Raw genomic sequence first — 22,831 nt, forward strand, 5'->3', positions numbered from 1 at the left:
TAGTCAGAGGGTTACTCCGAGGGCGGCTGCCACCGTGTGCATGTCCTTGTCGCCGCGGCCGGAGAGGCCGACGAGGATGTCCTTGCCGGGGCCGAGTTCACGGGCGAGGCGGATGGCGTGGTAGATGGCATGGCTCGGTTCGAGGGCGGGGATGATGCCCTCGGTGCGGGTGAGTGCCTGGAAGCCTTCGAGGGCCTGGCGGTCGTCGACGGCGACGTACTCGGCGCGCTCGCTGGTTTTGAGCCAGGAGTGTTCGGGGCCGACGCCGGGGTAGTCGAGGCCGGCGGAGATGGAGTGCGTTTCGAGAATCTGGCCGTTCTCGTCCTGGAGGAGATAGGTGCGGGTGCCGTGGAGAACCCCGGGCCTGCCGGCAACGAGGGTGGCGGAGTGCTTCCCGGTGCCGACACCGCCGCCGCCGGCTTCGACGCCAACGAGGCGGACTGGGTCATCGAGGAAGGGGTGGAAAAGCCCGATGGCGTTGGAGCCGCCGCCGACGCAGGCGACGGCGACATCCGGGAGTTTGCCGGCCTGTTCGAGCATCTGGGCGCGTGCCTCGCGGCCGATGACGGACTGGAAGTCGCGGACGATGGTAGGGAAGGGGTGGGGGCCGATGGCGGAGCCGATGATGTAGTGGGTGGTGCGGACGTTGGTGACCCAGTCGCGCATCGCTTCGTTGATGGCGTCCTTGAGGGTCTTCGAGCCGGAGTCGACGGAGACGAGGGTGGCGCCGAGCATCTTCATGCGGAAGGCGTTGAGCGACTGGCGCTTGATGTCTTCGGAGCCCATGTAGACGACGCATTCGAGGCCGAGCATGGCGCAGACGGTGGCGGTTGCAACGCCGTGCTGGCCGGCGCCGGTCTCGGCGATGATGCGGGTTTTGCCGAGCCGGCGGGCGAGGAGGGCCTGGCCGAGGGCGTTGTTGATCTTGTGGGCGCCGGTGTGGGCGAGGTCTTCGCGCTTGAGCCAGATGCGGGCGCCGCCGACTTCGCGGGTGAGTCGCTCAGCGAAGTAGAGCGGGGTTGGACGGCCGACGTAGTGGCGGAGGAGGTGGTCGAGCTCCTGCTGGAAAGCGGGGTCGCTGCGGGCTTCGAGGTAGGCGGCCTCGAGGTCTTCGTGGGCGGCGACGAGGGTTTCGGGGATGTACCGGCCGCCGAATTCGCCGAAGCGGGCGGGAAGCGGGGTCACGGTTTCAGACGTCACGGCTGGCACCTTTCGCCGCGCGGATGAAGGCGCGGATTTTCTCGGGGTCTTTGACGCGGCCGGTTTCGACGCCGGAGGAGACGTCGACCGCCCACGGGCGGACGGTGCGGACGGCCTCGGCGACGTTGTCGGGTGTGAGGCCGCCGGCGAGGATGACGGGGAAGCGGGCAGCGACGTCTTCGGCGATGGACCAGTCGAAGGTAACGCCGGTGCCGCCGAGGGCGGCGTCGTGGGCAGTATCGAGGAGCGTGCCGGCGGCGAGGCCGGGCACGATACGCTCGGTGATGTCGGCGGGGTCGTCGCCCTCGCGCACGTGGATGGTGCGGAAGACGGGGCGGCGGATGGCGCGGACGAAGGCGTCGTCTTCGCCGCCGGAGAGCTGGACGAGGTCGATGCGGGCGGCCTCGGCGATGTCGTTGACCTCGCCGGACGACATGCGGGCGAAGACGCCGACGACGAGGGGCCGGGCGCGGGCCAGGGCGAGCTCGATAGCATCGGCCCAGGCGGGGAACCAGCTGCGGGCCGAGACTTCGCCGAGTGCGGGGCCGGAAAGGGCGAGCGGGGTTTCGGCGCGGCGGCGGCCGGCGATGGCCTCGACGATGTCGTGGCAGTCCTGCGGGGTGACCTGGCGGCGGGACTCGGCGAAGACGAGGCCGATGAAGTCAGCGCCGGCATCGGCGGCGGCGAGGGCGGTGGCGGCGTCGCGGATGCCGCAGATTTTCACGAGGGTCATGGGGAGGCCCCGGGGGCGGCGGCAGAGACGCCGCGGAGTTCGCGGATTTTCTCGGCGGGGTCCGGCGCGACCATGAGCGACTCGCCGACGAGGACAGCTGCGGCGCCGACGGCGGCGAAGCGTTCGACATCGGCGCGGGAGCTGATGCCGCTGAGGGCGGCGAGCAGAGCGCCGGGCGGGGCGAGGCTGGCGAGGCGGTCGGTGGTGGCGAGGTCGACCCGGAAGCTGCGGAGGTCGCGGTTGTTGATGCCGACAAGGGCGGCGCCGAGTTCGGCGGCGCGGGCCATTTCGTCGGCGCTGTTGACTTCGACGAGGGCCTGCATGCCGAGGCGGGCGGCGGCTGCGTAGAGCTGCCGGAGCCGGGCGTCGTCGAGCGCGGCGACGATCAGGAGGACGGCATCGGCGCCGTGGACCCGGGCTTCGAGGAGCTGGTACTCATCGATGATGAAATCCTTGCGGAGGATGGCCGGCCGGGCAGGGCCGAGTTCTTCGACGGCGGCGCGGACCGCGGCCATATCGGCGAGGGTGCCTTTGAACCACGTGGGTTCGGTGAGGACGGAGATGGCGCTCGCGCCGCCGCGGGCGTAGCGGAGGGCCTGGGCGGCGGCATCCATGCCGGGGGCGATGTCGCCCTTGCTCGGGGAGGCGCGCTTGACCTCGGCGATGACGGCCATGGGGGCATCGCGGCGGAGGCGGGCGATGAAGTCGATGGCGGGCGGAGCCTCGGCAAGGCGGGCCTCGAGCTCCGACGGGGGCACAGCGGCCCTGGCCTCGGCGACGTCGCGTTCGCGGCGGGCGAGGATGGTGTCGAGGATGGTGGGGCTACCCACCGGCGGCCTCCCGGGAGAGCGCGATGTAGGTATCGAGGACTTCGCGGGCGCGGCCGGCGGCGACGGCCTCCCGGGCGAGGCGGACGCCCTCGCGGAAATCGGCGGCGCGGCCGGCGACCACGAGGGCGGCTGCGGCGTTCATGAGGGTGAAGTCGGTCTTCGGTCCTTCGGCGCCATCGAGGATGGCGAGGATGTCGCCGGCGTTGGCCGCGGCATCGCCGCCGGCGACGGCGGAAAGGGGAGCGAGGGGCAGGCCAAAGTCTGCGGGGGCGATGGTGCGCTCGGCGACGGCGCCATCGGCGACGACCCATGCGCGGGTCGGGGCCGCGGGGCTGATTTCGTCGAGGCCGTCTTCGGAGTGGACGACGAGGGCGTATTCGACGCCGCGGAGGGCGAGGGCCTGAGCGACGAGCGGGCCGAGGGAGGCAGCGCCGACACCGACGAGCTGGCGGGCGGGCGCGGCGGGGTTCGAGAGCGGGCCGAGGATGTTGAAGACGGTGCGGATGCCGATTTCGCGGCGGGCGCCGCCGACGTGGCGCATGGCGGGGTGCATCCGCTGGGCGAAGAGGAAGCAGAAGTTGCAGGCATCGATGATGCGGGCGATGGCCTGCCCGTCGAGGTCGATGCGGGCGCCGAGGGCTTCTAGGACATCGGCGCTGCCGCACTTCGAGCTGGCGGCGCGGTTGCCGTGCTTGGCGACGCGGACGCCGCAGGCGGCGACGATGAAGCCGGCGGCGGTGGAGACGTTGATGGTATCGATGCCGTCGCCGCCGGTGCCGCAGATGTCGATGGTGCCGGCGGCAGGCACGGGCTCGGCGTGGCGGAGCATGACCTCAAGGCAGGCGGCGATTGCGGGTGCGGATTCGCCGCGGATGCGCCACGCGGCGAGGAAGGCGCCGACCTGCGCGGGGGTGGCGGCGCCGGTCATGAGCTCCTCGAGGGCGGCAGCGGCGAGCGCCGGGGGGAGGTCTCCGGCGTCGACGAGGGACTTGATTGCTTCCTGGACGGCCATCAGGCGGGACCCCGGGCAGGGATGCAGGTTCCAGTGTGGCGAATCAGGCGGGCCATTCGCCACCCTCCATGCGGAGGAAGTTCGCGAGGAGCTCCTTGCCGTACTGCGTGGCGATCGACTCGGGGTGGAACTGGACGCCTTCGACGGTGTAGCGGCGGTGGCGGACGCCCATGATGATGCCGGATTCGGAGCGGGCGGTAACTTCGAGCTCGGGCGGGAGCGTCTCGGGGGTGCCGCAGAGGGAGTGGTAGCGGACCGCTTCGAAGGGCGAGGGGATGCCGGCGAAGACGCCGCGGCCGTCGTGGGTGATCCGGGAGGTTTTGCCGTGCTTGATTTCGCCGGCGCCGGCGACGGTGCCGCCGTAGACGTCGTAGATGCACTGGTGGCCGAGACAGACGCCGAGGACGGGCACCCTGCCGGCGAAGGCACGGATGACGTCGCGGGAGATGCCGGCATCCTCCGGGTCGCCGGGGCCGGGCGAGATGACGACGTGGTCGGGCTCGAGCGCGAGGCACTCCTCGAGCGTGACCTGGTCGTTGCGGAAGACGCGGACATCGGCGCCGAGTTCGCAGAGGTACTGGTAGAGGTTGTAGGTGAAGGAGTCGTAGTTATCGATGAGCAGGGTGGTCACTGGTCGAGGGCTTCCTCCCGGTAGAGATCGTCCGCGATGAGGCGGAGGACCGCGGCGAGCTCTTCGGGCGTGTAGCCGTAGCCGCGGCGGTCGAGGCGGAACTTGGCGGCGAGGTAGGCGGGGTCGAGCGCGGCAGGCGAGCGGAGGTCGAGGGGGTAGGCGGTACCGGGCTCGCCGATGAGGGCGACGAGGAAGTAGCCGTCGCCGGCGGAGCGGGTGAAGGCCGCTGATTCACGGAGGAGCGGCACGAGGGCGAGCTCGACACCGCCGGAGCGGTAGAAGCGGACCGCGACATGGGCGATGTACTTCTGGAGGGGCGGATTGGGGGCGGTCATCGGCCGAACCCCTGTTCGACGGCGAGCTCGAGGACGTGTCCCGGGGTCCGGGCGGTGAAGTCGGGGAGGGCATCGAGCGTGGCGGCGGCATCGATGCTGCCCCAGAGGGCCGCGACGGAGCGAATGCCAGCGTTGCGGGCGGCCCAGATGTCGGCGGGGCTGTCGCCGACGATGACGGCGCGTTCGGGGTAGTCGGCGAGGAGGCGGTCGAGCGCGGCGTAGACCGGCTCGGGGTCGGGCTTATGGCGCTCGGTGTCGTCGAAGCCGATGACGGCGCGGAAGTAGCGGAGGAGGCCGGCGGCCTCGAGCTCTTCGACGGCGCCGTACGAGACCTTCGAGGTGACGACGGCCATGGGGATGCCGGCGGCGTGGAGGGAGCGGAGGACGGCTTCGACGCCCTCGAAGGGGCGGGGCGCCGGGCGGCCGGGGACGTAGTAGTGCTCGCGGTAGGCGCGGGTGAAGCGCTGGTAGTCGTCGCCGAGGAGGCGGCGGGCGAGGTCTTCGAGGGTGCCGCCGCGGTTGGAGCGCCAGAGTTCGACCGGGTCGACGGGTTCGCCGAGGACGACCTGGTGGGCGTGGGCGAGCGAGGCCATCCGGGCGGGGAGGGTCTCGAGGAGCGTATCGTCGAGGTCCCAGAGGATGGCGCTCACGGGGCGGCCTCCGGGCGGCCGGGCCGGGGGATGCCGCGGCGGGCGAAGACCTCTTCCATGGCGGGCCAGGCTTCGAGAGCGGCCGGGAAGCCGGCGTAGACGGCGACCATGCGCAGCACTTCGATGACCTGGGCCGGGGATGCGCCGTGGTTGAGTGCGCCCTCGATATGGGAGCGGAGCGGGCCTCCGGTGCGGCCCTGGGCGGCGAGCATCGCGATGACCAGCAGGCTGCGGGTGCGGCGGTCGAGGATGGGGCTGGACCAGCCGCGGGCGAGGGCGAAGTCGACGATGTCGTCGGCGAGCTCGGGGGCGGTGCGCCGGAGGTTCTCGAAGGCGGCGCCCGGGTCGCGGCCGCCGAGGGTCCGGAGGACGTCGAGGCCCGCAGCCCGGGAGTCGAGGGAGGCGGGGGCTGCGGGTTCGCGCACGGCTTCGGCGAGTTCTGCGCCGAGGGCTGCGAGGATTTCGCCGGTGCGGTCGGGCGGCTGGACGAGGCCGAAGGCCTCGAGGATGGCCTGGCGGACGCCGGGGAGGAGGTCGATGGCGTCGAGCTCGTCAAGGGTGAACCACCCGCTGCCGACACCGGGCGGGGGGGCCGGTTCGCCCTGCCAGCCGGTGGGGGCGTAGAGGTTGTAGACGACCTGGCCGTCGTCGGCGGGGAAGTAGTGGGTCTGGAGGAAGTCTTCTTCGACGGCGGGGGCGTGGACGCCGAGCCGCTGGAGGATGCGGTCCATCTCTTCGTCGACGTCGTCGACGCCGGGCGGGAGGGGGCCGGAGGGGAGCTCCCAGGGCGCGCCGGGCTGCGGCCGGACGAGGAAGATGCGTCCGCCGCGCTCGAGGATGGCGGCCATGGTAATGTGCTGTTTCATGTGGTCTTGATTGCGATCGTATCGAGGACGGAGATGAGGAGGATGCGGAGCGGGGCGGGGAGGTCGGCGCGGAGGACGTCTTCGCGGCCGAGCCAGCGGCCGGCGGAAGGGGGCGGGTCGGGCTGCCACTGCCAGACGGTGTAGAAGCCGGAGAACCAGGGGCGGTCTTCGGCGGGGTCGCGGTAGTCGAAGGCGCCCTGGGCCCAGATGGCGGAGGCTTCGATGCCGAGCTGGTCCCAGAGGTGGGCGCGGAGCTCGACCTTGCGGTCTTCGGCGAGGGGGCGGAAGACGCCGCCGGGGAGGCCGAGCGCGCCGGCGACGTCGCGCACGAAGACCTGTCCGGGGCGGACGAGGATGCCGTAGACGCGGTCGGGGCGGCGGTCGGACATGGCGCGGCTCCGTGGGTCAGCCGTAGCCGATACTCCCGGTTTTGAGCTGAGCGGCGGCGACTTCGGCCTGGTCGATGGCGCGCATGAGGGCGCGCATCTTGTTGACGGTTTCCATGTATTCGGTTGCGGGGACGGAGTCGTAGACGATGCCGCCGCCGGCCTGGAGGTAGGCGACGCCGTCCTTGACGACCATGGTGCGGATGGCAATGCAGGTATCGAGGCTGCCGGCGAAGCTGGCGTAGCCGACGGCGCCGCCGTAGATGCCGCGGCGGGAGGGTTCGAGCTCGGCGATGATCTCCATGGCGCGGACCTTTGGCGCGCCGGAGAGCGTGCCGGCGGGGAAGACGGAGCGGAAGGCATCGAAGCGGGTTTTGTCGGGGGCGAGCTGGCCCGAGACGTTGGAGACGATGTGCATGACGTGCGAGTACTTCTCGATGTGCATCAGGCTATCGACCCGCACGGTGCCGGGACGGGCGACGCGGCCGATATCGTTCCGGCCGAGGTCGACGAGCATGATGTGCTCGGCGCGCTCCTTTTCGTCGGCGAGGAGTTCGGCGGCGAGGCGTTCGTCCTCCTCGGGGGTGGCACCGCGGGGGCGGGTGCCGGCGATGGGGTGGGTGGTGACGATGCCGTCTTCGACGCGGACGAGGAGCTCAGGCGAGGCGCCGACGACCTGGAACTCGCCGAGGTCGAGGTAGAACATGTAGGGCGAGGGGTTGATGGTCCGGAGCTGGCGGTAAATGTTGAACGGGTGAACGGCGGTGGGGCGGCGGAGGCGCTGGGAGGGGACGACCTGGATGGCGTCGCCGGCGATGATGTACTCCCGGATCTTCTCGACCATCAGCTCGTAGCCTTCGCGCCCAACGTTGGACTCGGCCTGGCCATTGGTGCGGAGGACGGCGGCGATATCCTGGTGGGGGAGGGGCACGGTGGGGTTTTCGAGGCGCTCCACGATGGCGTCGATCTGGAAGGCGGCCTGCCGGTAGGCGCTCTCCACGTCACCGTCGAGGCGGCAGTGGGCGATGACCTTGATGGTGTGGTGGATGTGGTCGAAGACGACCATGGCATCGGTGAAGAGCCACATCGACTCGGGGATGCCGATTTCGTCGACCTCGGGCGGGCGGACGCGCGGCTCGAAGTGGCGGACGGCATCGTAGGCGACGTAGCCGATGGCGCCGCCGGTGAAGGCGGGAATGCCGGGGGTGACGACCTGGCGGAAGCGGGCGAGCTCCTGCTCGACGGGAATGAGGGGGTCGCCTTCCCACTCCTGGCCGGGGCCGGTGCGCAGGACGCGGTAGGGCTGGGTGCCGATGAAGGAGTAGCGGGCGAGCCGCTCGCCGCCTTCGACCGATTCGAGGAGGAAGGAATAGGGGCCGCTGGCGACCTTGAGGTAGGCGGAGACGGGCGTCTCGAGGTCGGCCGTGACCTCGCGGTAGACGGCCACGAGGTTGCCCTGGCCGGACCGGGCGAGCTGGCGAACCTCGTCGAGCGTTGGGCGAAGCATCAGTACTTCTCGAGGTAGTTGAGGTCGAGGGCGTCGTGGACCATGTCCATCGTTTCGCGGGCGATACGGCGCATCCGCTCGGATCCGGAGGCGAGGGCGTCGCGGACGAGCCGCATGCGGGCCTGGTAGTAGGCGCGGCGCTCGCGGAAGGGGTCGAGGAGGTCGTTGAGGACCTTCGTGAGGCGGTCCTTGAGGACTTTGTTGGGCACCCCACGGGTTTCGTATTCGCGCTCGAGTTCGGCGAGGCCCCCGGTGTCGGGGTCGAAGGCGCGGAGGTAGAGGAAGATGGGGTTTTCGTCGCAGCGGCCGGGTTCGTTGGCGGCGCGGGGCGGGCCGCCGTACATGGCGCGGACCTTGCGGGCGACGGTTTCGGCGTCGTCTTTGAGGTCGATGGTGTTGCCGCGCGATTTGCTCATCTTGGCGTTGCCGTCGATGCCGACGAGGCGGGGCACGCGGCCGACGAGGGCTTCGGGTTCGGGGAAGACCTCTTTGAAGCGGCGGTTGAAGCGGCGGGCGGTTTCGCGGGTGAGCTCGATGTGGGGGAGCTGGTCTTCGCCGACGGGCACGAGGTGGGCGCGGGGCATGAGGATGTTGGCCACCTGCATGACCGGGTAGGTGTAGAAGGCGACGGGCACGGACTTGCGCTCGGTGGAGCCGTCCTCGGGGTTCTCCATGGCAGCCATTTCCGCCTTGAGGGTCGGGTTGCGCTCGAGCATGGAGACGGGGAGGAACCAGCCGAGGAGGGTGGCGAGTTCGGCGTGTTCGGGGACGAGGCTTTCGATGACGAAGGCGGAGCCTTCGGGGTCGAGGCCGACGGCGAGCCAGTCGAGGGCGACCTCCCAGACGGCCTCGCGGACGCGGGGGATGTCGTCGGCGTAGTCGGAGACCTGGTAGTCGGCGATGAGGAAGTAGCACTCGTAGTCGTGCTGGAGCCGCACCCAGTTTTCGAGCGCGCCGGCGTAGTGGCCGAGGTGGAGGGCGCCGGTGGGGCGGATGCCGGTGAGGATCCGCTTGCGGTCGGTCACCGGGGGCCTCCGAGGCGTCCGGGCGGGCGGCCCGTGCCGGGCTGGGGCGCCGGGCGGCCGGCAGCGGGCTGGCGCGCGGGCGCGCCCGCTGCGCCGGCGCGCTCGGCCACGCGCAGGTAGGCGTTGATCTGCTTGCCGGCCTGCTCGATGAGTTCGAGCTCATCGGCGAAGACGGTTTCCGGCTCGTTGGTGAGCGCGGCGAGGACGTGGAGCCAGGAGCGGCAGGCGGCAAGCGCACCGCGCGCCTCGCGGAGGATGGCGGCCTGGGCCTGGCCTTCTCGGGCGCCGGCTTCGGCGATGCGGGCGGCGGCTTCGCCGGCGGCCTCGAAGGCGCGCTCGTGGGCCTCCTGGGAGGCGCGGAGGTTCGAGCCGATCTTGAGGCGGCCGATGGACGCGGCGAGCCGGATGGCCGTGTTCCAGGCCTCGATGTCGTGGTGGTCGGCGGCGGTCATGTCAGGCGGCAGCGGCGTAGCAGCCGTCGAGGAACGCGAGGAGGCGGTCGCAGGCGGTGTCGACGGCGCGGATGACGGCGTCTTCATCGGTGCAGGCCTCGGCGATGGCCTCCATCTCGGCGCCGGAGTGGGCGATATCGGCGACGAGGTGCACGGAGAAGAATTCGAACTGCTTCGGCTCGAAGCCGTAGAACTCCGTGAGGCCCTTGATCTTCTGCCAGGCGATAGCCGGGACCTGCCCTTCGTAGGCGAAGAGGGTGCCGAGCGCCTCCGCGATGGGGGAGGTTGACGCCATGTGGCGGAAGTGGTCGACGAGGGCGCGCGTCTCGGGGCGAAGCTCGGCGGTGATCACCTCGTCAGGTTCGACGCCGACGGCGCGGGCGAATTCGAGCCAGAGGGCAGGATGGTTCCGTTCGCCATGCTCTTCGTCCCAGAGGTTATCGAGAATGAGCTGACGGATATTGGGGCTTTCGGTGCGGGTGTGGATGGCGGAGAGGAAGCGCGGGAACGCGGCCTCGAAGTGGTAGTACTGGCGGGCGTACTCCTGCATCTTGTGCATGGGGAGGGTGCCCTGCGTCCACTCGACGTAGAAGGGGTGCTTGAGCATGGACTTCGCCTCGAGGACTGCCTTGAGGCGGGCTTCGAACTCGGTGGAGACGGTGAGCATGGACACGGCGGATACTCCGGGTGTGGTCTGGGGTGTGGTGCTTTCAGGATAGCTGGCGCGGGCGTTAGATGACGGGGAGGTCCTTCATCGCCTCGCGGACCTTCTCCTCCGGGTAGAAGTCGTCGATGAGTTTGCCTGCGAGGTAGTCGTCGTAGGCCTGGAGGTCGAGGAGGCCGTGGCCGGAGAGGTTGAAGAGGATGACGCGGGAGCGGCCCTCCTCGCGGGCCTGGATGGCCTCGTCGATGGCGGCGCGGATGGCGTGGGAGCTTTCGGGGGCGGGAACGATGCCCTCGGTGCGGGCGAAGAGGGTGGCGGCTTCGAAGCAGGCGTTCTGGGGGTAGGCGCGGGCTTCGATGTAGCCCTGGTCGTAGAGGTGGCAGATGAGCGGGGCCATGGCGTGGTAGCGGAGGCCGCCGGCATGGATGCCCGGGGGCATGAAGGTGTGGCCGAGGGTGTACATCTTCATGAGCGGGGTGAGCCCGGCGGTATCACCGAAGTCGTAGCGGTATTCGCCCTTGGTGAGGGAGGGGCAGGAGGCGGGTTCGACGGCGAGGAAGCGGGTGGAGGTCTTCCCGGCGAGGCGGTCCTTCATGAAGGGGAAGATGAGGCCGGCCGCGTTGGAGCCGCCGCCGGCGCAGCCGATGACGACGTCGGGGTATTCGCCGGCCATTTCCATCTGGGCGATGGCTTCCTGGCCGATGACGGTCTGGTGGAGGAGGACGTGGTTGAGCACGCTGCCGAGGGAGTACTTCGTATCCTCGCGCATGGCGGCGTCTTCGACGGCTTCGGAGATGGCGATGCCGAGGGAGCCGGAGTTTTCGGGGTCTTCGGCGAGGATTTTCCGGCCGGCTTCGGTGTCGTGGCTGGGGCTGGGGACGACGGTGCCGCCCCAGACCTGCATGAGGGAGCGGCGGTAGGGTTTCTGGTTGTAGGAGACGCGGACCATGTAGACCTTGCATTCGAGGCCGAAAATCTGGCAGGCGAATGCAAGGGAGGAGCCCCACTGGCCGGCGCCGGTTTCGGTGGCGATCCGCTTCACGCCTTCCTGTTTGTTGTAGTAGGCCTGGGCGACGGCGGTGTTGGGCTTGTGGGAGCCGGAGGGGGAGACGCCTTCGTACTTGTAGTAGATGTGGGCAGGGGTCTGGAGCGTCTGCTCAAGGAAGGTGGCGCGGATGAGGGGCGAGGGGCGCCAGATGCTGTAAATGCGGCGCACTTCCTCGGGGATTTCGATGTAGCGCTCGGTGCTGACTTCCTGCTTGATGAGCTCCATGGGGAAGAGCGGGGCGAGCGCTTCGGGGCCGATGGGCTGATGGGTGGCGGGATGGAGAGGCGGAGGGGGCGGGGTGGGGAGGTCGGCCGCGATGTTGTACCAGTGGGTGGGGATGCGGTCGTCGCTGAGGAGGAATTTGCGGGTTGCCATGGGAGTCCCCTCCATACGGGTGATGCGGGATGCAGGCGGAGGCCTGCGAAGCAAAACGACCCCTCGTCAGCCAAAGGACGAGGGGTCGCTCGCGGTGCCACCTTTGTTCCCCGCGGCTTGCGCCGGCGGGGCACTCTTCAGCCGCCGCGGGCGGGTGCCCGCGAGGGCCATGGCTGTGATAACGGTGCCACTCCGCCGCAACCTACTGCCCCGCGGGGTGCGGGGGTTGGGCTGCGGGGCTCCCGGGCCCATTCGCCTGCTGCGCCGCCGCCGGTTCTCAGCTGCCCCGGCTCTCTGGTGGCTCGCCTTGCAGGGTACTCTTCCCGTTCGTCGCCTGCTCTTCAGTTGAGGTGCCCAAGGTAGGACGGCGGCGGACGGCTGTCAACGGGAGGGCGGCCTCAGGCGCCTTCGGCGAGGAAGGCTTCGAGGGCCTTGCGGGCCTCCGGCTCGACGAGGAGCGGGGCGTGGCCGACGCCGGGAACTTCGACAAGGCGGGCGCGGGGGTTCGCCTCGAGCATTTTGCGGGCCGTCTCCGCGGAGAGGACGTCGCTCTGGGCGCCGCGGATGATAAGCACGGGGCACTCCATGGCGCGGAAGGCGTCCCACGGGTCGAGGGCCGGGGGTTTCGGGGGGGCGGTGCGGACGGCGGGGTCCATCTTCCAGACGTAGACGCCGGAATCGGAGCGGCGGACGTTGTAGCGGGCGAACTCGGCGAGCTGGTCGTCGTTGAGGTGGGCGACCATGGGGGCGTAGTGTTCGCGGTAGTAGCGGACCACGGCCTTGAGGTCGGCGAACATCTCGGGGGCGTTCTGGACGTAGGCAAGGATGCGCTGGAGGCCGGCGGGGTCGATTTCGGGGCCGATATCGTTCAGGACGGCGCGTGAAACCCGTTCGGGGAAGCGGGGGGCGTACTGCATGGTGATGAGGCCGCCCATGGAGGTGCCGACGAGGGCGAAGCGCTGGAGGCCGAGGGCTTCGCGGACGGCTTCGAGGTCTTCGACGTAGGTATCGATGTTGTACTGGCCGGGCGGGCCCCATTCGGATTCGCCGCGGCCGCGGACGTCGAGGCAGTAGACGTGGTAGCGGGCGGCGAGGATGTTGGCGATGCCGTCGAAGGTGTGGGCCTGGCCGGCGAGGCCGTGGATCATGAGGACCACGGGTGCGCCGGGGGCGCCGCGGGCGAGGAGGTGATGCCGGAGGCCGTTCGCCTGGACGAAGATATCGCGCACGGGGTAGACGGTGGACATGCTGCGGCTCCCGCTGGGAGGTTGGCGGGATTATAGGGAGTCCGGGGGAACGGTCAGAGCGGCTGGCGCCCGGCGTAGCCGGCATCGATGTCGTGCCAGCTGGTGATGGTGGGTTCGCCGAGTTCGTAGCAGAGGTAGACGATGCGGTCGCCGCGGCGATGGGGGAAGTCGATGAGGCCGCGGGCCGGGTCTTTGAGTTCGATGCCGCGGGCTTCAAGGGCTTCCATGGCGGAGCGGATGGCTGCACGGAGGGGGCCGGCGGGGTCGGATTCGGCGGGGGCGAAGGGCGAGGCGAGGTCGTGGCCATCGGCGGTGGCGCCGCGGGCGGCGGCGGCCCGGGCGGCGGCGATGGCGCGGAGTTCGAGGGAGGCCTGCCGGAGCCGTTCGAGGATGGGGATGACCTCGGGGAGGGCGGCGCGGGCTTCTTCGAGCGTGAAGAGGCGCATGGCGGGCGGCATCAGACGAAGAGGTGGAGGGGGATGTGGGTGGGGTGGACGGAAGCGCCGGATTCGAGTTCGGTGAGGTCGGCGAGTTCTTCGTGGACGCCGGGGCCGACGACGACGTTGCGGCCGATGCGGAGGCCGGAGGGGATGGTGGCGCGCTTGCCGATGATGGAGATGCCCGTGTTGACGATATCGGGACGCTCGCGGTTGGGGATGTTCGGGTCGCCGGTGCCGATGACGCAGCCGGCGCCGACGGAGACCTCTTTATCGAGAATGCAGCGGTCGATGACGGTGCCGGAGCGGATGACGCAACGGTGCTGGATGATGGATTCGCGGACGACGGCGCCGGGTTCGATGACGACGCCGGGGGAGATGACGGAGCGGTAGACTTCGCCGTCGATGCGGGCGGAGGGGGAGATGAGCGACTCGGTGACACGGGCGTTCGGGCCGAAGCGCGCGGGCGGGGGGATGGAGCCGGCGGTGCGGAGCTTCAGGTCGGGGTCTTCGAGGTCGAGCGGCGGGTTGGGCTGGAGGAGGTCCATGTGAGCGGCCCAGTAGGACTCGATGGTGCCGACATCGCGCCAGTAGTCGTGGTACTGGTAGCCGAAGACCCGGTGGGTGCGGAACATGCGGGGGATGATGTCCTTGCCGAAGTCGTGGGAGCTGGCTTCGCCGAGGTCGGCATCGGCCTGGAGCTGTTCGACGAGGACGTCTTTGTTGAAGACGTAGATGCCCATGGAGATCCAGGAGCCGCGGGGCTCTTTGGGTTTCTCCTGGAAGTCGATGACGCGGCCGGAGGGGTCGAGGTCGAGGACGCCGAAGCGGTGGGCTTCGCTGCGGGGGACGCTGTAGACGGCGACGGTGGCGTCGGCGCCCTGGGAGCGGTGGTAGGCGACGAGGTTGCGGTAGGAGGTGAGGTAGATGTGGTCGCCGGCGAGGATGAGGATTTCGCGGACGCGGGCTTCTTCGATGACGTAGAGGTTCTGGTAGACGGCGTCGGCGGTGCCCTGGTACCAGTCGGCATCGGCTTTTCCGAGGTAGGGCTGGAGGATCTGGATGCCGCCCTCGGGGGTGTCGTAGCCCCAGGGGCGGCCGGCGCCGATGTGGTTGAAGAGCGAGCGGGGGCGGTACTGGGTGAGGACAGCGAGCTTGCTGATATCGCTGTTGGCGCAGTTGGAGAGGACGAAATCGATGATGCGGTAGTTGCCGCCGAAGACGACGGCAGGCTTGGCGCGCTGTTCGGAGAGGATGGAGAGCCGGTCGCCCTGTCCGCCTGCGAGGATCATCGCGAGGACGTCGTTCACGGGCTGCCTCCTGCCGCCGGGGTTGGAACCCATTCTACGGACGGCAGCCGGCCCCCGAAACCGGGGGCCGGCTGCCTGCGAGGGGGCCGGGCTAGCTGGCGCGCATGGCTGCTGCCTCGGAGCGGAGGACCATCGCGAACGCACAATCTCGACAAATGACGGTCGCGTAGCTGGTCCGGCGTCGGCCGATGGGCTCGACATCGGCGATGAGGATGCGCGAGTGCGCGCGGGTCTGGCGCCCGCAGAGCGGGCAGGGGCTGAAGGATGTGGTGTTTCGAGTCATCTCCCTACCTCGAAACCCCGCCGGGGATGAGGGTGCCAGAGGGGACAGCGGGCGTGAATCGGGAGGAGTGCCTAGGCGAATCCCTGATTCCGGGGAACGGAATCCCGGAGGCGCGCACCGGCCCACAGGGTGGCCGGGGCATATACTCGCGGCGAGGAGGCGACGATGAAGGCGCTGCGGCTCGGACTGGCGCAAATCAACACAACGGTGGGAGACCTCGAGGGGAATACGGAGAAGATCCGGGCGCAGCTGGCGGCGGCGCGGGCAGCGGGCTGCGATATCGTGGCGTTCCCTGAGCTGGCGGTCACCGGGTATCCGCCGGAGGACCTCGTGCTGCGGCGGGCGTTCTGCGAGGCGTCGCGCGAGGCGACTGCCGGGCTGGCGGAGGCGACCCGCGGGCTGGTGGCGGTGGTGGGGTTTGTCGACTGGCGGGACGACGACGCGTACAACGCGGCCGCCGTGTTTGCGGACGGGCGATGGGTGGATACGTACGACAAGCAGCGGCTGCCGAACTACGGCGTATTCGATGAGGAGCGGTACTTCCGGGCCGGGCGGCGGACGGCGGTGTACCGGGCGGGCGGGGTGCGGTTCGGGGTAAGCATCTGCGAGGACATCTGGTACCCGGGGGCGCCGCTGGATGCGATGGCGCTGGCGGGCGCCGAGCTGTGCATCAATATCAACGCCTCGCCGTACCACCGAGGGAAGGCGCGGGAGCGGGAACGGATGCTCGCCACGCGGGCGGCCGACAACAGTATTGCGGTGGCGTACCTGAACGCGGTGGGCGGGCAGGACGAGCTGGTGTTTGATGGGGCGTCGGTGGTGATGGACGCGGAGGGCCGGACGGTGGCGCGGGCGCGGCAGTTCGCGGAGGAGCTGCTGGTGGTGGACGTGGACCTCGACGAGGTGGCGCAGCGGCGGCTGCACGACCCGCGGCGGCGGGTGGAGCTGCGGGCGCGGGACTGGGAGACGGGCGCAGAGTTCGTGGACCTCGGGGTGGCGCTGGAGACGAGCCGTGAGCCCGCGATGGGCGGTGCCATGGCGGCACTCATGGACGAGGAGGAGGAGGTGTGGTCGGCGCTGGTGCTGGCGACGCGCGACTACCTGCGGAAGACGGGCTTCCGGGAGGCGATCATCGGTCTTTCGGGCGGGATTGACTCAGCGGTGGTGGCAGCGGTTGCGGTCGATGCGATCGGGGCGGAGCGGGTGATTGGGGTTTCGATGCCGAGCCGGTACTCGAGCGAGCACAGCAAGGAGGATGCGCGGGCGCTGGCGGAGAATCTCGGCATCCGGTTCCTGACGATTCCGATCGAGCCGGCGCACGCGGCGATGCTGGAGATGATGGCGGACGTGTTCGAAGGATCGGACCCGGGGACAGCGGAGGAGAACCTGCAGGCCCGGCAGCGCGGGAACGTGCTGATGACGCTTTCGAACAAGACGGGCGCGATTGTGCTGACGACCGGGAACAAGAGCGAGATGGCGACGGGGTACGCGACGCTGTATGGCGACATGGCGGGCGGCTACGCGGTACTGAAGGACGTGCCGAAGACGCTGGTGTATCGGCTGGCCCGGTGGCGGAACGCGCGGGCGGGGAAGCCGTGGATCCCGGAGCGGTCGATTACGAAGCCGCCGAGTGCGGAGCTGCGCCCGGGGCAGCTGGACCAGGATTCGTTGCCGCCGTACGAAGTGCTGGACCCGATCCTCGAGGCGTACGTGGAGGACGACCGGACGGTGGACGAGATTGTGGCGATGGGGTTCGAGCGGGCGACGGTGGAGCGGGTGGTGCGGATGGTGGACCGGAACGAGTACAAGCGGCGGCAGGCGGCGCCGGGGGTGAAGATTACGCCGCGGGCGTTCGGGCGGGACCGGCGGCTGCCGCTGGCCGCGAAGTACCGGTGAGGTGATTACGCACGGCGGGGTGCGGGCGTGGTAGGATCAGTGCGGCAACGGGTGTATACAATCCGCGGGTTCCGCGGCGAGGGAGTAGGCACGTGACCGAGGTCATCGCACGGGGGCTCGAAGGCGTCAACGTCACAGCGACGAAGCTGTGCCGGATCGACGGCCAGAAGGGCGAGCTGATTTACGCCGGGTACAACATTTTCGACCTGGCGGAGCATTCGACGTTCGAGGAAACGGCGTTCCTGCTGTGGAACCTGCGGCTGCCGACGCGGGAGGAGCTGGAGCAGCTGAAGGCGGACCTCCGGCGTGAGCGGCCGCTTTCGGACCTGAACGACCGGGTGCAGCGGGAGATCGTCGGGAAGATCCGGCCGATGCGGGCGCTGGAGATCTCGGTGATCATCGCGGGGGCGCTGGACCCGAAGTCGAGCGACCTTTCGCAGGAGCAGCTCAAGAAGACGGCTGCGCTGCTGACGGCGCGGATGCCGACGGTGCTGGCGCAGTACCACCGGCTCCGGCAGGGGCTCGAGCCGGTGCCGCCGCGGGATGACCTCGGGCACGCGGCGAACTTCCTCTGGATGCTCAAGGGGGAGGAGCCGAACGAGCTCGAGGCGCGGGTGTTCGACGTGGCGATGATCCTCCACGCCGAGCACGAGATGAACGCCTCGACCTTCTCGGCGCTGGTGACCGCGTCGACGCTCAGCGACATGTACTCGGCAATCGCCTCTGCCATCGGGACGCTGAAAGGGCCGCTGCACGGCGGGGCGAACGAGGCGGTGTATCGGACGCTGGAGGCGATCGGCACGGAGGAGAACATCCCGCGCTACGTGGACGACCTGCTGGCCCGGGGCGAGCGGGTGATGGGCATCGGGCACCGGGTGTACAAGACGACGGACCCGCGGGCGATCATCCTCGAGCAGCTGGGGCACAAGCTGGCGGCAACGTCGCCGGACCGGAAGTACTACGACCTCTCGCTGAAGCTGCGGGACTACCTCGCCAAGAAGCTGGAGGGGAAGCCCCTCTACCCGAACGTCGACTTCTTCAGCGCGTCGGTGTACAAGATGCTCGGCATCCCGAGCGACCTGTACACGCCGATCTTCGCCATGTCGCGGATTGCGGGGTGGACAGCGCACCTGCTGGAGCAGTACGCGGACAACCGGCTGGTGCGGCCGAACGCGCTCTACGAGGGCGCGGACCCGCGGCCGTACGTACCGCTGGACCAGCGGTAGCTGCGGAATTCCCGAGAAGATGGCAGGGCCGGCCGCATGCGGCCGGCCCTGCGGCGTTCGTGCGGGGAACGGCTCAGCCGGATTCAGACTGAAGGCGCTGGCGGTAGCCTTCCTCGCCTTCGAGCCGGCGGAGTTCGGCCTCGCGGGCTTCGCGCTCGAGGCGGGCTTCGCGCTCTTCGGGGGTTTCGACGACGAGGGCGCCATGCTCATCGACGTGGATGACGGCCTCGAGGGGGTCGCCGATGACGGCGTACCGGTTGCCGCCGATGAAGACGAGGGGGCTCTTCTCACGGGAGGCGAGGAGCCAGTGGGCGGCGTAGGCTTCGTCGTCGGCCTGGACTTTGACCGGCTCGGCCACGAAGAGGGTGTGGTCGCCCGTCTTGATGGCGTCCTGGACGAGGCATTCGATCCAGGCGAGGCAGTCGCGGATGAGGGGAGCATCGATGACGAGCGGGGCGAAGGTTTCGAGGCCGGCGGCTTCGAGCTTGTTGGTTTCGAGCCCGGAGAGGGAGCCGAGGAAGGCGGTGTGCTTGAGGAGGGACGGGCCGGGAATGTTGATGGCGAAGGCGCCGCTGAAGCGGATCATGGCGGCGGTGTGGCGTTCGGGAGCGACGACGACGCCGAGGCGGGGCGGGTCGATGGAGAGCGGCGTCATCCAGGCGATGGGGGCGGCGTTGGTATAGCCGCGCCAGGCGGTGGTGACGATGCCGACAGGGCCGGGGTTGAGGAGGCGGCGGGCATCGGCGGGGTCGCAGAGGCGGCGCATTGGATGGCCTCCGGGGATGGTGGTGGGCCGGACGGCGAAACAGCCGGGCGGCGGCCCGGCTGTCGCTGCGGTGTTTTGAGCCGGCGGTCGGTTAGTGGCGGCCGGAGCCGTTGGCGGACATGCGGCGCCAGCGGAGGAAGTTCCAGTACTGGAGGAGTTCGGGGAGGTCTTCGGGATGGCGCTCGAGCTCCTGGATGAGCTGGGCGATTTCGCTGTCCTTGACGTAGAGCATCTCGCCCTCTTCGCCGAGGAAGTAGTGGAGGGGGCGATTGAGGATGCGGGCGACGTTGAGGAGCATGTCGATGCCGACGGAGCGCTGGCCGGCTTCGTAGAGGCTGATGGCGCTCTGCGTGGTATTGAGCGCCTGGGCGAGCTGACCCTGGCTCATGCCAGCATCGCGGCGGGCCGCCCGGATGCGGCTCCCAAGGCTGGCGGAGACAGGGGGCTTACCGGTTTCGGAGGACGTTCTCATCATGCGTGCAGGACTCCGTGTAGGGACGGTTAGGATAGGGGGCGCCGTGGGCGGTGGCCGAGGCGTTTGCAAGGACAAGGTAGCCAGCGGCTACCTAGTGGTCAATCAGCGGCATAAGGTTGCGCAATTACGAAGACGCGAAGGGGTGGCGGCTTAGGGCGTTAGCGAAGGGGGACCTATACTGGCCTCATGGCAGAGGAACTGGCGATCGAACTGGCCTCTTCGAGCGAGGAGGAGACGCGGGCGCTTGGGGAGCGGCTGGGACGCCACCTGCGCCGCGGCGACGTCGTGCTGCTGAGCGGGGACCTCGGGAGCGGGAAGACGTGCCTCACCCAGGGCATCGGGCGCGGGCTCGGCTGCCGCGGGCAGGTGAACAGCCCGTCGTTCGTGCTGATGAACGAGTACGTTGGCCGTGAGGTGCTCTACCACGTCGACCTGTACCGGATTGAGGACGTGGAGGAGCTGGACGAGCTCGGGCTGTGGGACTACGCGGAGAAGGGCGTGCTGGTCATCGAGTGGCCGGAGCGCGGGGCGGAGCTGCTGCCGGGCGACGGACTGATCATCGAGCTGCGGCCGGGCGAGCAGGGGCCGCGGACGCGGCGGCTGCGCTTCATCGCGCGGGGCGCGCGCGGGCGCGAGCTGGTGGAGGCGCTGCAGGCCGCGTGAGCACCATCCTCGCCATCGATTCGGCATCGGACCGTTTTGCGGTCGGCGTTGACCGCGACGGGGAGCGCGTCATCGTCGTGGCGGATGCGGAGCGGACGCACACGACAGGGCTGCTGGCGGCGATCGAGCGGCTGCTCAGGGACGAGCGGCCGGCGGCGATCCTGGTGGTTACGGGGCCGGGGTCGTACGCGGGGCTGCGGGTGGGCATCGCCACCGCGCAGGGCCTTGCGCTGGCAACCGGGGCGCCGCTCCACGGCGTGCGGACGTTCGAGGCGATTGCGCTGGCCGCGGACGGCGGCGGGACCGTGACGGCCATCCACCCGGCAGGCCGGGGCGAGTGGGGCATGCAGCGGTGGGAGGGCGGCGCGCCGGCCGGACCGATCGAGCTGACGGCTTCGCTGCCGGAGGGCGAACGGCTCGCGGGCGAAGGAGCCGGAGCGCTCGGGGGTACGGAGGTCGGACCCGGCGAACGGGTGCGGGCGCTGCTGGAAGCGCTGGCACCGGCGGCGCGCCGCGGCGAGCTTGCCGCGGGGGCTGAGCCGTTCTACCTGCGCGAACCTGCGATTACGATCTCCCGGCGGCAGCGCGCGGCCGGGTAACGAGGAGGACCCTGTTGGAACACACGGAGCGAACGCTCTTCCTGGTGAAGCCGGACGCCATGCAGCGGGGGCTCGCCGGCGAGATTATCGCGCGGCTGGAGCGGCGCGGGCTGAAAATCGTGGGGATGAAGCTGCTGCGGGTTACCCGGGAGCTTGCGGAGCGGCACTACGCGGAGCACGTCGGCAAGCCGTTCTTCCCGGGACTGGTGGAGTTCATCACGAGCGCGCCGGTCATCGCGATTGCGTGGGAGGGGAAGGACGCGATCAAGGTCGTGCGGGCGACGATCGGGGCAACGAACCCGGTGGAGGCGGCCCCGGGAACGGTGCGCGCGGACTTCGGGCTGGACAAGGGCCGGAACCTGGTGCATGCCAGCGACGGCCCCGAGAGCGCGGCGCGGGAGCTGGCGCTCTTCTTCGCACCGGAAGAGCTGCTGAGCTGGGACCGGGATGTCGACCGGTGGGTCACTGAGTAGCCAGCCGCCGCGCGCCGTGGCGGTGTTCTGCGGTTCGAGCGCAGGGCAGCGCCGGCAGCACCTCGAGGCAGCGCGGGAGGCCGGACGAGAGCTGGCGAGGCTGGGTGTGACCGTCGTGTACGGCGGCGCCTCGGTCGGGCTGATGGGTGCACTCGCGGACGCATGCCTGGTGGCCGGCGGGCGGGTGGTGGGCGTCATCCCGCGGCTGCTGGTCGACCTGGAGCTGGCGCACACGGGGCTGACGGAGCTCCACGTGGTGGAGACGATGGCCGAGCGGAAGGCGCTGATGGCGGGGCTGGCAGACGGGTTCCTGGTGCTGCCGGGGGCGTACGGGACGCTCGACGAGGCGCTCGAGATGGTGACCTGGCGGCAGCTGGGGCTGCATGCCGGTCCGCTGGTGTTCGCGAATGTGGGCGGGTACTACGACGGGCTGCGGCAGCTCCTCGACCGGGCGCGCGAGGACGGGCTGCTCTCGGCGGCGAACCGGGAGCTGGCCGTGTTCGAACCGGATGTGCGGATCGCGATTGCGCGGCTGCTGGCCGAGATAGCCGACTAGCGCGCGAGGAAGTGTTCGATGATGCGGGCGGCGAATTCTACGCCGATCGGCAGGGCGTCCTCGTCGATAACGAAGCCGGGGTCGTGGTGGCGGCCGGCGATGCCCTTCGCTTCGTTGCGGGCGCCGAGCCAGAAGTAGCAGCCGGGCCGGGCTTCGAGGAAGACGGACATGTCTTCGGCGCCCATGGTCGGCACGCCGATGATGCGGTCGGGGCCGAAGTAGCCGCGGGCGAGCTCGAGGACATCGGCGGTGACGGTCGGGTCGTTGACGAGGGGCGGGCAGGAGGTTTCGTGGGAAAAGGTGAAGGATGCGCCGAAAGCAGCGCAGACGCCGGCGAGGATCTCTTCGGTGCGGCGGAGCATGAGGTCGCGGACCGGGGTGCTGTAGGAGCGGATCGTGCCGGTCATGACGGCAGATTCGGCGATGACGTTGCCGCGGAAGCCGGCCTGGATCTTGCCGATGGTGAGGACCGCTTGCTCGGACGGGGGAAGTGAGCGGCTGACGACCGTCTGGAGGGCGGTGACGGCGTGGGCGGCAACGACGACGGCGTCGACGGACTGGTGGGGGGCCGCGGCGTGGCCGCCGCGGCCGGTGATTTCGATGCGGATTGCCGTGGGGGCGGCGAAGAAGGGGCCCGGGGCGAGGTTGATGGCGCCGATGGGGATATCGGCGCTGATGTGCAGGCCGAGGGCGACGGCGACGCGGGGGGTCTCGAGGACGCCATCGGCGATGCAGGCAGCGGCGCCGCCGGAGGCCTCTTCGGCGGGCTGGAAGACGAAGCGGATGGCACCGGGCAGGCGCCGGCGTTCAGCGTGGGCCCACGCCGCAAGGGCGAGGGCGATGGCCATGTGGGCATCGTGGCCGCAGGCGTGCATGACGCCGTCGTTCTTTGAGGCGAAGGGGAGGCCGGTCTTTTCGGGCACGGGGAGAGCGTCGATATCGGCGCGCCAGAGCACGCAGGGACCGGGGCGGCCGCCCTCAACGAGGGCGGTGGCGCCGGTCCGGGCGATGGGACGGACGTCGGCGAGGCCGATCTCCTCGAGACGGCGGAGGAGGTAGCGCTGGGTTTCGTGCTCCTGCCATGAGCATTCGGGGTGCTGGTGGAGGTGGCGCCGGTCGGCGATGAGCCGGTCGGCGAGGGCGCGGATGGCGGGGCGGACCGGCGGGAGGCTGGCAGTTGCCATGG

The 22,831-nt window shown here is 70.0% G+C and carries 27 protein-coding genes; 6 read left to right on the top strand and 21 right to left on the bottom strand.

All coding sequences use genetic code 11. The annotated features are described in order from the left end of the window. Positions 1 to 3: 3 nt before the first annotated feature. From trpB to Tbon_RS02885, 18 genes are all read right to left on the bottom strand, one after another. On the bottom strand, positions 4 to 1,200 hold the full coding sequence (gene trpB / locus Tbon_RS02800; protein ID WP_225734688.1) for a tryptophan synthase subunit beta: 1,197 nt from the start codon (positions 1,198 to 1,200) through the stop codon (positions 4 to 6). After that, complete coding sequence (locus Tbon_RS14065; protein WP_225734689.1) at positions 1,190 to 1,933, bottom strand: phosphoribosylanthranilate isomerase; 744 nt, start codon at positions 1,931 to 1,933, stop codon at positions 1,190 to 1,192. Before Tbon_RS14065 ends, trpB begins: the two co-directional genes overlap by 11 nt. Further along, on the bottom strand, positions 1,930 to 2,763 hold the full coding sequence (gene trpC / locus Tbon_RS02810) for an indole-3-glycerol phosphate synthase TrpC (protein WP_158066197.1): 834 nt from the start codon (positions 2,761 to 2,763) through the stop codon (positions 1,930 to 1,932). The genes Tbon_RS14065 and trpC overlap by 4 nt, the downstream gene beginning before the upstream one ends. Continuing rightward, a complete protein-coding gene (gene trpD / locus Tbon_RS02815) occupies positions 2,756 to 3,775 on the bottom strand; it encodes an anthranilate phosphoribosyltransferase (protein ID WP_158066198.1) in 1,020 nt (339 codons plus the stop codon). Before trpD ends, trpC begins: the two co-directional genes overlap by 8 nt. A 43-nt stretch (positions 3,776 to 3,818) precedes the next feature. Then, on the bottom strand, positions 3,819 to 4,406 hold the full coding sequence (locus Tbon_RS02820; protein ID WP_158066199.1) for an anthranilate synthase component II: 588 nt from the start codon (positions 4,404 to 4,406) through the stop codon (positions 3,819 to 3,821). Next, positions 4,403 to 4,741, bottom strand: coding sequence for a hypothetical protein (locus tag Tbon_RS02825; protein WP_158066200.1), 339 nt, complete (start codon positions 4,739 to 4,741; stop codon positions 4,403 to 4,405). The genes Tbon_RS02820 and Tbon_RS02825 overlap by 4 nt, the downstream gene beginning before the upstream one ends. Continuing rightward, positions 4,738 to 5,391, bottom strand: coding sequence for an HAD family hydrolase (locus tag Tbon_RS02830; protein WP_192498091.1), 654 nt, complete (start codon positions 5,389 to 5,391; stop codon positions 4,738 to 4,740). Before Tbon_RS02830 ends, Tbon_RS02825 begins: the two co-directional genes overlap by 4 nt. After that, complete coding sequence (locus tag Tbon_RS02835; RefSeq protein ID WP_158066202.1) at positions 5,388 to 6,257, bottom strand: carboxymuconolactone decarboxylase family protein; 870 nt, start codon at positions 6,255 to 6,257, stop codon at positions 5,388 to 5,390. Before Tbon_RS02835 ends, Tbon_RS02830 begins: the two co-directional genes overlap by 4 nt. Further along, complete coding sequence (locus Tbon_RS02840) at positions 6,254 to 6,646, bottom strand: hypothetical protein (RefSeq protein WP_158066203.1); 393 nt, start codon at positions 6,644 to 6,646, stop codon at positions 6,254 to 6,256. The genes Tbon_RS02835 and Tbon_RS02840 overlap by 4 nt, the downstream gene beginning before the upstream one ends. A 16-nt stretch (positions 6,647 to 6,662) precedes the next feature. After that, positions 6,663 to 8,150, bottom strand: a complete 1,488-nt coding sequence (trpE, locus tag Tbon_RS02845) for an anthranilate synthase component I (RefSeq protein ID WP_158066204.1) — start codon at positions 8,148 to 8,150, stop codon at positions 6,663 to 6,665. Continuing rightward, complete coding sequence (gene trpS / locus Tbon_RS02850; protein WP_158066205.1) at positions 8,150 to 9,175, bottom strand: tryptophan--tRNA ligase; 1,026 nt, start codon at positions 9,173 to 9,175, stop codon at positions 8,150 to 8,152. The genes trpE and trpS overlap by 1 nt, the downstream gene beginning before the upstream one ends. Then, the gene (locus Tbon_RS02855; protein ID WP_192498092.1) at positions 9,172 to 9,627 is read right to left on the bottom strand and encodes a four helix bundle protein; all 456 of its coding nucleotides are present in this window, start codon (positions 9,625 to 9,627) and stop codon (positions 9,172 to 9,174) included. The genes trpS and Tbon_RS02855 overlap by 4 nt, the downstream gene beginning before the upstream one ends. A gap of 1 nt (position 9,628) precedes the next feature. Continuing rightward, positions 9,629 to 10,294: a CADD family putative folate metabolism protein gene (locus Tbon_RS02860; RefSeq protein WP_225734733.1), complete on the bottom strand. Its 666-nt coding sequence runs from the start codon at positions 10,292 to 10,294 to the stop codon at positions 9,629 to 9,631. Positions 10,295 to 10,358: 64 nt separating this feature from the next. Then, positions 10,359 to 11,714 carry a TrpB-like pyridoxal phosphate-dependent enzyme gene (locus tag Tbon_RS02865; RefSeq protein WP_158066208.1) on the bottom strand — a complete coding sequence of 452 codons (1,356 nt, stop codon included), beginning with the start codon at positions 11,712 to 11,714 and terminating at the stop codon, positions 10,359 to 10,361. 398 nt (positions 11,715 to 12,112) lie between these two features. Then, complete coding sequence (locus Tbon_RS02870) at positions 12,113 to 12,961, bottom strand: alpha/beta fold hydrolase (protein WP_158066209.1); 849 nt, start codon at positions 12,959 to 12,961, stop codon at positions 12,113 to 12,115. Between the two features lie 53 nt (positions 12,962 to 13,014). Continuing rightward, positions 13,015 to 13,419, bottom strand: a complete 405-nt coding sequence (locus Tbon_RS02875) for a DUF2203 domain-containing protein (protein ID WP_158066210.1) — start codon at positions 13,417 to 13,419, stop codon at positions 13,015 to 13,017. Next, entirely contained in the window at positions 13,419 to 14,708 is a 1,290-nt protein-coding gene (locus Tbon_RS02880; RefSeq protein ID WP_225734690.1) for a glucose-1-phosphate adenylyltransferase family protein, read from the bottom strand. The genes Tbon_RS02875 and Tbon_RS02880 overlap by 1 nt, the downstream gene beginning before the upstream one ends. A 91-nt stretch (positions 14,709 to 14,799) precedes the next feature. Further along, positions 14,800 to 14,991 (bottom strand): hypothetical protein, encoded by a 192-nt coding sequence (locus tag Tbon_RS02885; RefSeq protein ID WP_158066212.1) that lies wholly within the window; start codon positions 14,989 to 14,991, stop codon positions 14,800 to 14,802. 165 nt (positions 14,992 to 15,156) lie between these two features. Here Tbon_RS02885 and Tbon_RS02890 point away from each other — a divergent pair, with 165 nt between their 5' ends. Both Tbon_RS02890 and Tbon_RS02895 read left to right on the top strand, forming a co-directional pair. Beyond that, positions 15,157 to 16,887 carry an NAD+ synthase gene (locus Tbon_RS02890; protein WP_158066213.1) on the top strand — a complete coding sequence of 577 codons (1,731 nt, stop codon included), beginning with the start codon at positions 15,157 to 15,159 and terminating at the stop codon, positions 16,885 to 16,887. A gap of 92 nt (positions 16,888 to 16,979) precedes the next feature. Next, positions 16,980 to 18,113 (top strand): citrate/2-methylcitrate synthase, encoded by a 1,134-nt coding sequence (locus Tbon_RS02895; RefSeq protein ID WP_158066214.1) that lies wholly within the window; start codon positions 16,980 to 16,982, stop codon positions 18,111 to 18,113. Between the two features lie 73 nt (positions 18,114 to 18,186). Here Tbon_RS02895 and Tbon_RS02900 read toward each other — a convergent pair whose 3' ends face one another. Beyond that, positions 18,187 to 18,879, bottom strand: a complete 693-nt coding sequence (locus tag Tbon_RS02900) for a flavin reductase family protein (RefSeq protein WP_158066215.1) — start codon at positions 18,877 to 18,879, stop codon at positions 18,187 to 18,189. 91 nt (positions 18,880 to 18,970) lie between these two features. Next, positions 18,971 to 19,354 (bottom strand): helix-turn-helix domain-containing protein, encoded by a 384-nt coding sequence (locus tag Tbon_RS02905; RefSeq protein ID WP_098503475.1) that lies wholly within the window; start codon positions 19,352 to 19,354, stop codon positions 18,971 to 18,973. 186 nt (positions 19,355 to 19,540) lie between these two features. Between Tbon_RS02905 and tsaE the strand changes: the two genes are divergently transcribed. The 4 genes from tsaE to Tbon_RS02925 are packed head-to-tail and all read left to right on the top strand — an operon-like array spanning position 19,541 to position 21,645. Further along, on the top strand, positions 19,541 to 20,017 hold the full coding sequence (gene tsaE / locus Tbon_RS02910) for a tRNA (adenosine(37)-N6)-threonylcarbamoyltransferase complex ATPase subunit type 1 TsaE (protein ID WP_158066216.1): 477 nt from the start codon (positions 19,541 to 19,543) through the stop codon (positions 20,015 to 20,017). Beyond that, a complete protein-coding gene (tsaB, locus tag Tbon_RS02915; RefSeq protein WP_192498094.1) occupies positions 20,014 to 20,616 on the top strand; it encodes a tRNA (adenosine(37)-N6)-threonylcarbamoyltransferase complex dimerization subunit type 1 TsaB in 603 nt (200 codons plus the stop codon). The genes tsaE and tsaB overlap by 4 nt, the downstream gene beginning before the upstream one ends. Positions 20,617 to 20,630: 14 nt before the next feature. After that, the gene (ndk, locus tag Tbon_RS02920; protein ID WP_225734691.1) at positions 20,631 to 21,089 is read left to right on the top strand and encodes a nucleoside-diphosphate kinase; all 459 of its coding nucleotides are present in this window, start codon (positions 20,631 to 20,633) and stop codon (positions 21,087 to 21,089) included. After that, positions 21,064 to 21,645, top strand: coding sequence for an LOG family protein (locus tag Tbon_RS02925; RefSeq protein WP_158066218.1), 582 nt, complete (start codon positions 21,064 to 21,066; stop codon positions 21,643 to 21,645). Before ndk ends, Tbon_RS02925 begins: the two co-directional genes overlap by 26 nt. Here the strand turns inward: Tbon_RS02925 and Tbon_RS02930 are convergent. After that, positions 21,642 to 22,829, bottom strand: a complete 1,188-nt coding sequence (locus Tbon_RS02930; RefSeq protein WP_158066219.1) for a M20 metallopeptidase family protein — start codon at positions 22,827 to 22,829, stop codon at positions 21,642 to 21,644. The genes Tbon_RS02925 and Tbon_RS02930 overlap by 4 nt on opposite strands. Positions 22,830 to 22,831 lie beyond the last annotated feature (2 nt).

This window comes from Tepidiforma bonchosmolovskayae (genome assembly GCF_008838325.1).
GTDB lineage: Bacteria > Chloroflexota > Dehalococcoidia > Tepidiformales > Tepidiformaceae > Tepidiforma > Tepidiforma bonchosmolovskayae.

Coding starts and splice junctions, on each gene's coding strand:
- Tbon_RS02885 (WP_158066212.1), bottom strand. CDS start 14,991: ATGACTCGAAACACCACATCCTTCAGCCCCTGCCCGCTCTGCGGGCGC.
- Tbon_RS02890 (WP_158066213.1), top strand. CDS start 15,157: ATGAAGGCGCTGCGGCTCGGACTGGCGCAAATCAACACAACGGTGGGA.
- Tbon_RS02855 (WP_192498092.1), bottom strand. CDS start 9,627: ATGACCGCCGCCGACCACCACGACATCGAGGCCTGGAACACGGCCATC.
- Tbon_RS02925 (WP_158066218.1), top strand. CDS start 21,064: ATGTCGACCGGTGGGTCACTGAGTAGCCAGCCGCCGCGCGCCGTGGCG.
- Tbon_RS02865 (WP_158066208.1), bottom strand. CDS start 11,714: ATGGCAACCCGCAAATTCCTCCTCAGCGACGACCGCATCCCCACCCAC.
- Tbon_RS02900 (WP_158066215.1), bottom strand. CDS start 18,879: ATGCGCCGCCTCTGCGACCCCGCCGATGCCCGCCGCCTCCTCAACCCC.
- Tbon_RS02835 (WP_158066202.1), bottom strand. CDS start 6,257: ATGAAACAGCACATTACCATGGCCGCCATCCTCGAGCGCGGCGGACGC.
- Tbon_RS02870 (WP_158066209.1), bottom strand. CDS start 12,961: ATGTCCACCGTCTACCCCGTGCGCGATATCTTCGTCCAGGCGAACGGC.
- Tbon_RS02825 (WP_158066200.1), bottom strand. CDS start 4,741: ATGACCGCCCCCAATCCGCCCCTCCAGAAGTACATCGCCCATGTCGCG.
- Tbon_RS14065 (WP_225734689.1), bottom strand. CDS start 1,933: ATGACCCTCGTGAAAATCTGCGGCATCCGCGACGCCGCCACCGCCCTC.
- tsaE (WP_158066216.1), top strand. CDS start 19,541: ATGGCAGAGGAACTGGCGATCGAACTGGCCTCTTCGAGCGAGGAGGAG.
- Tbon_RS02905 (WP_098503475.1), bottom strand. CDS start 19,354: ATGATGAGAACGTCCTCCGAAACCGGTAAGCCCCCTGTCTCCGCCAGC.
- Tbon_RS02930 (WP_158066219.1), bottom strand. CDS start 22,829: ATGGCAACTGCCAGCCTCCCGCCGGTCCGCCCCGCCATCCGCGCCCTC.
- Tbon_RS02875 (WP_158066210.1), bottom strand. CDS start 13,419: ATGCCGCCCGCCATGCGCCTCTTCACGCTCGAAGAAGCCCGCGCCGCC.
- trpE (WP_158066204.1), bottom strand. CDS start 8,150: ATGCTTCGCCCAACGCTCGACGAGGTTCGCCAGCTCGCCCGGTCCGGC.
- Tbon_RS02860 (WP_225734733.1), bottom strand. CDS start 10,294: ATGCTCACCGTCTCCACCGAGTTCGAAGCCCGCCTCAAGGCAGTCCTC.
- trpD (WP_158066198.1), bottom strand. CDS start 3,775: ATGGCCGTCCAGGAAGCAATCAAGTCCCTCGTCGACGCCGGAGACCTC.
- Tbon_RS02840 (WP_158066203.1), bottom strand. CDS start 6,646: ATGTCCGACCGCCGCCCCGACCGCGTCTACGGCATCCTCGTCCGCCCC.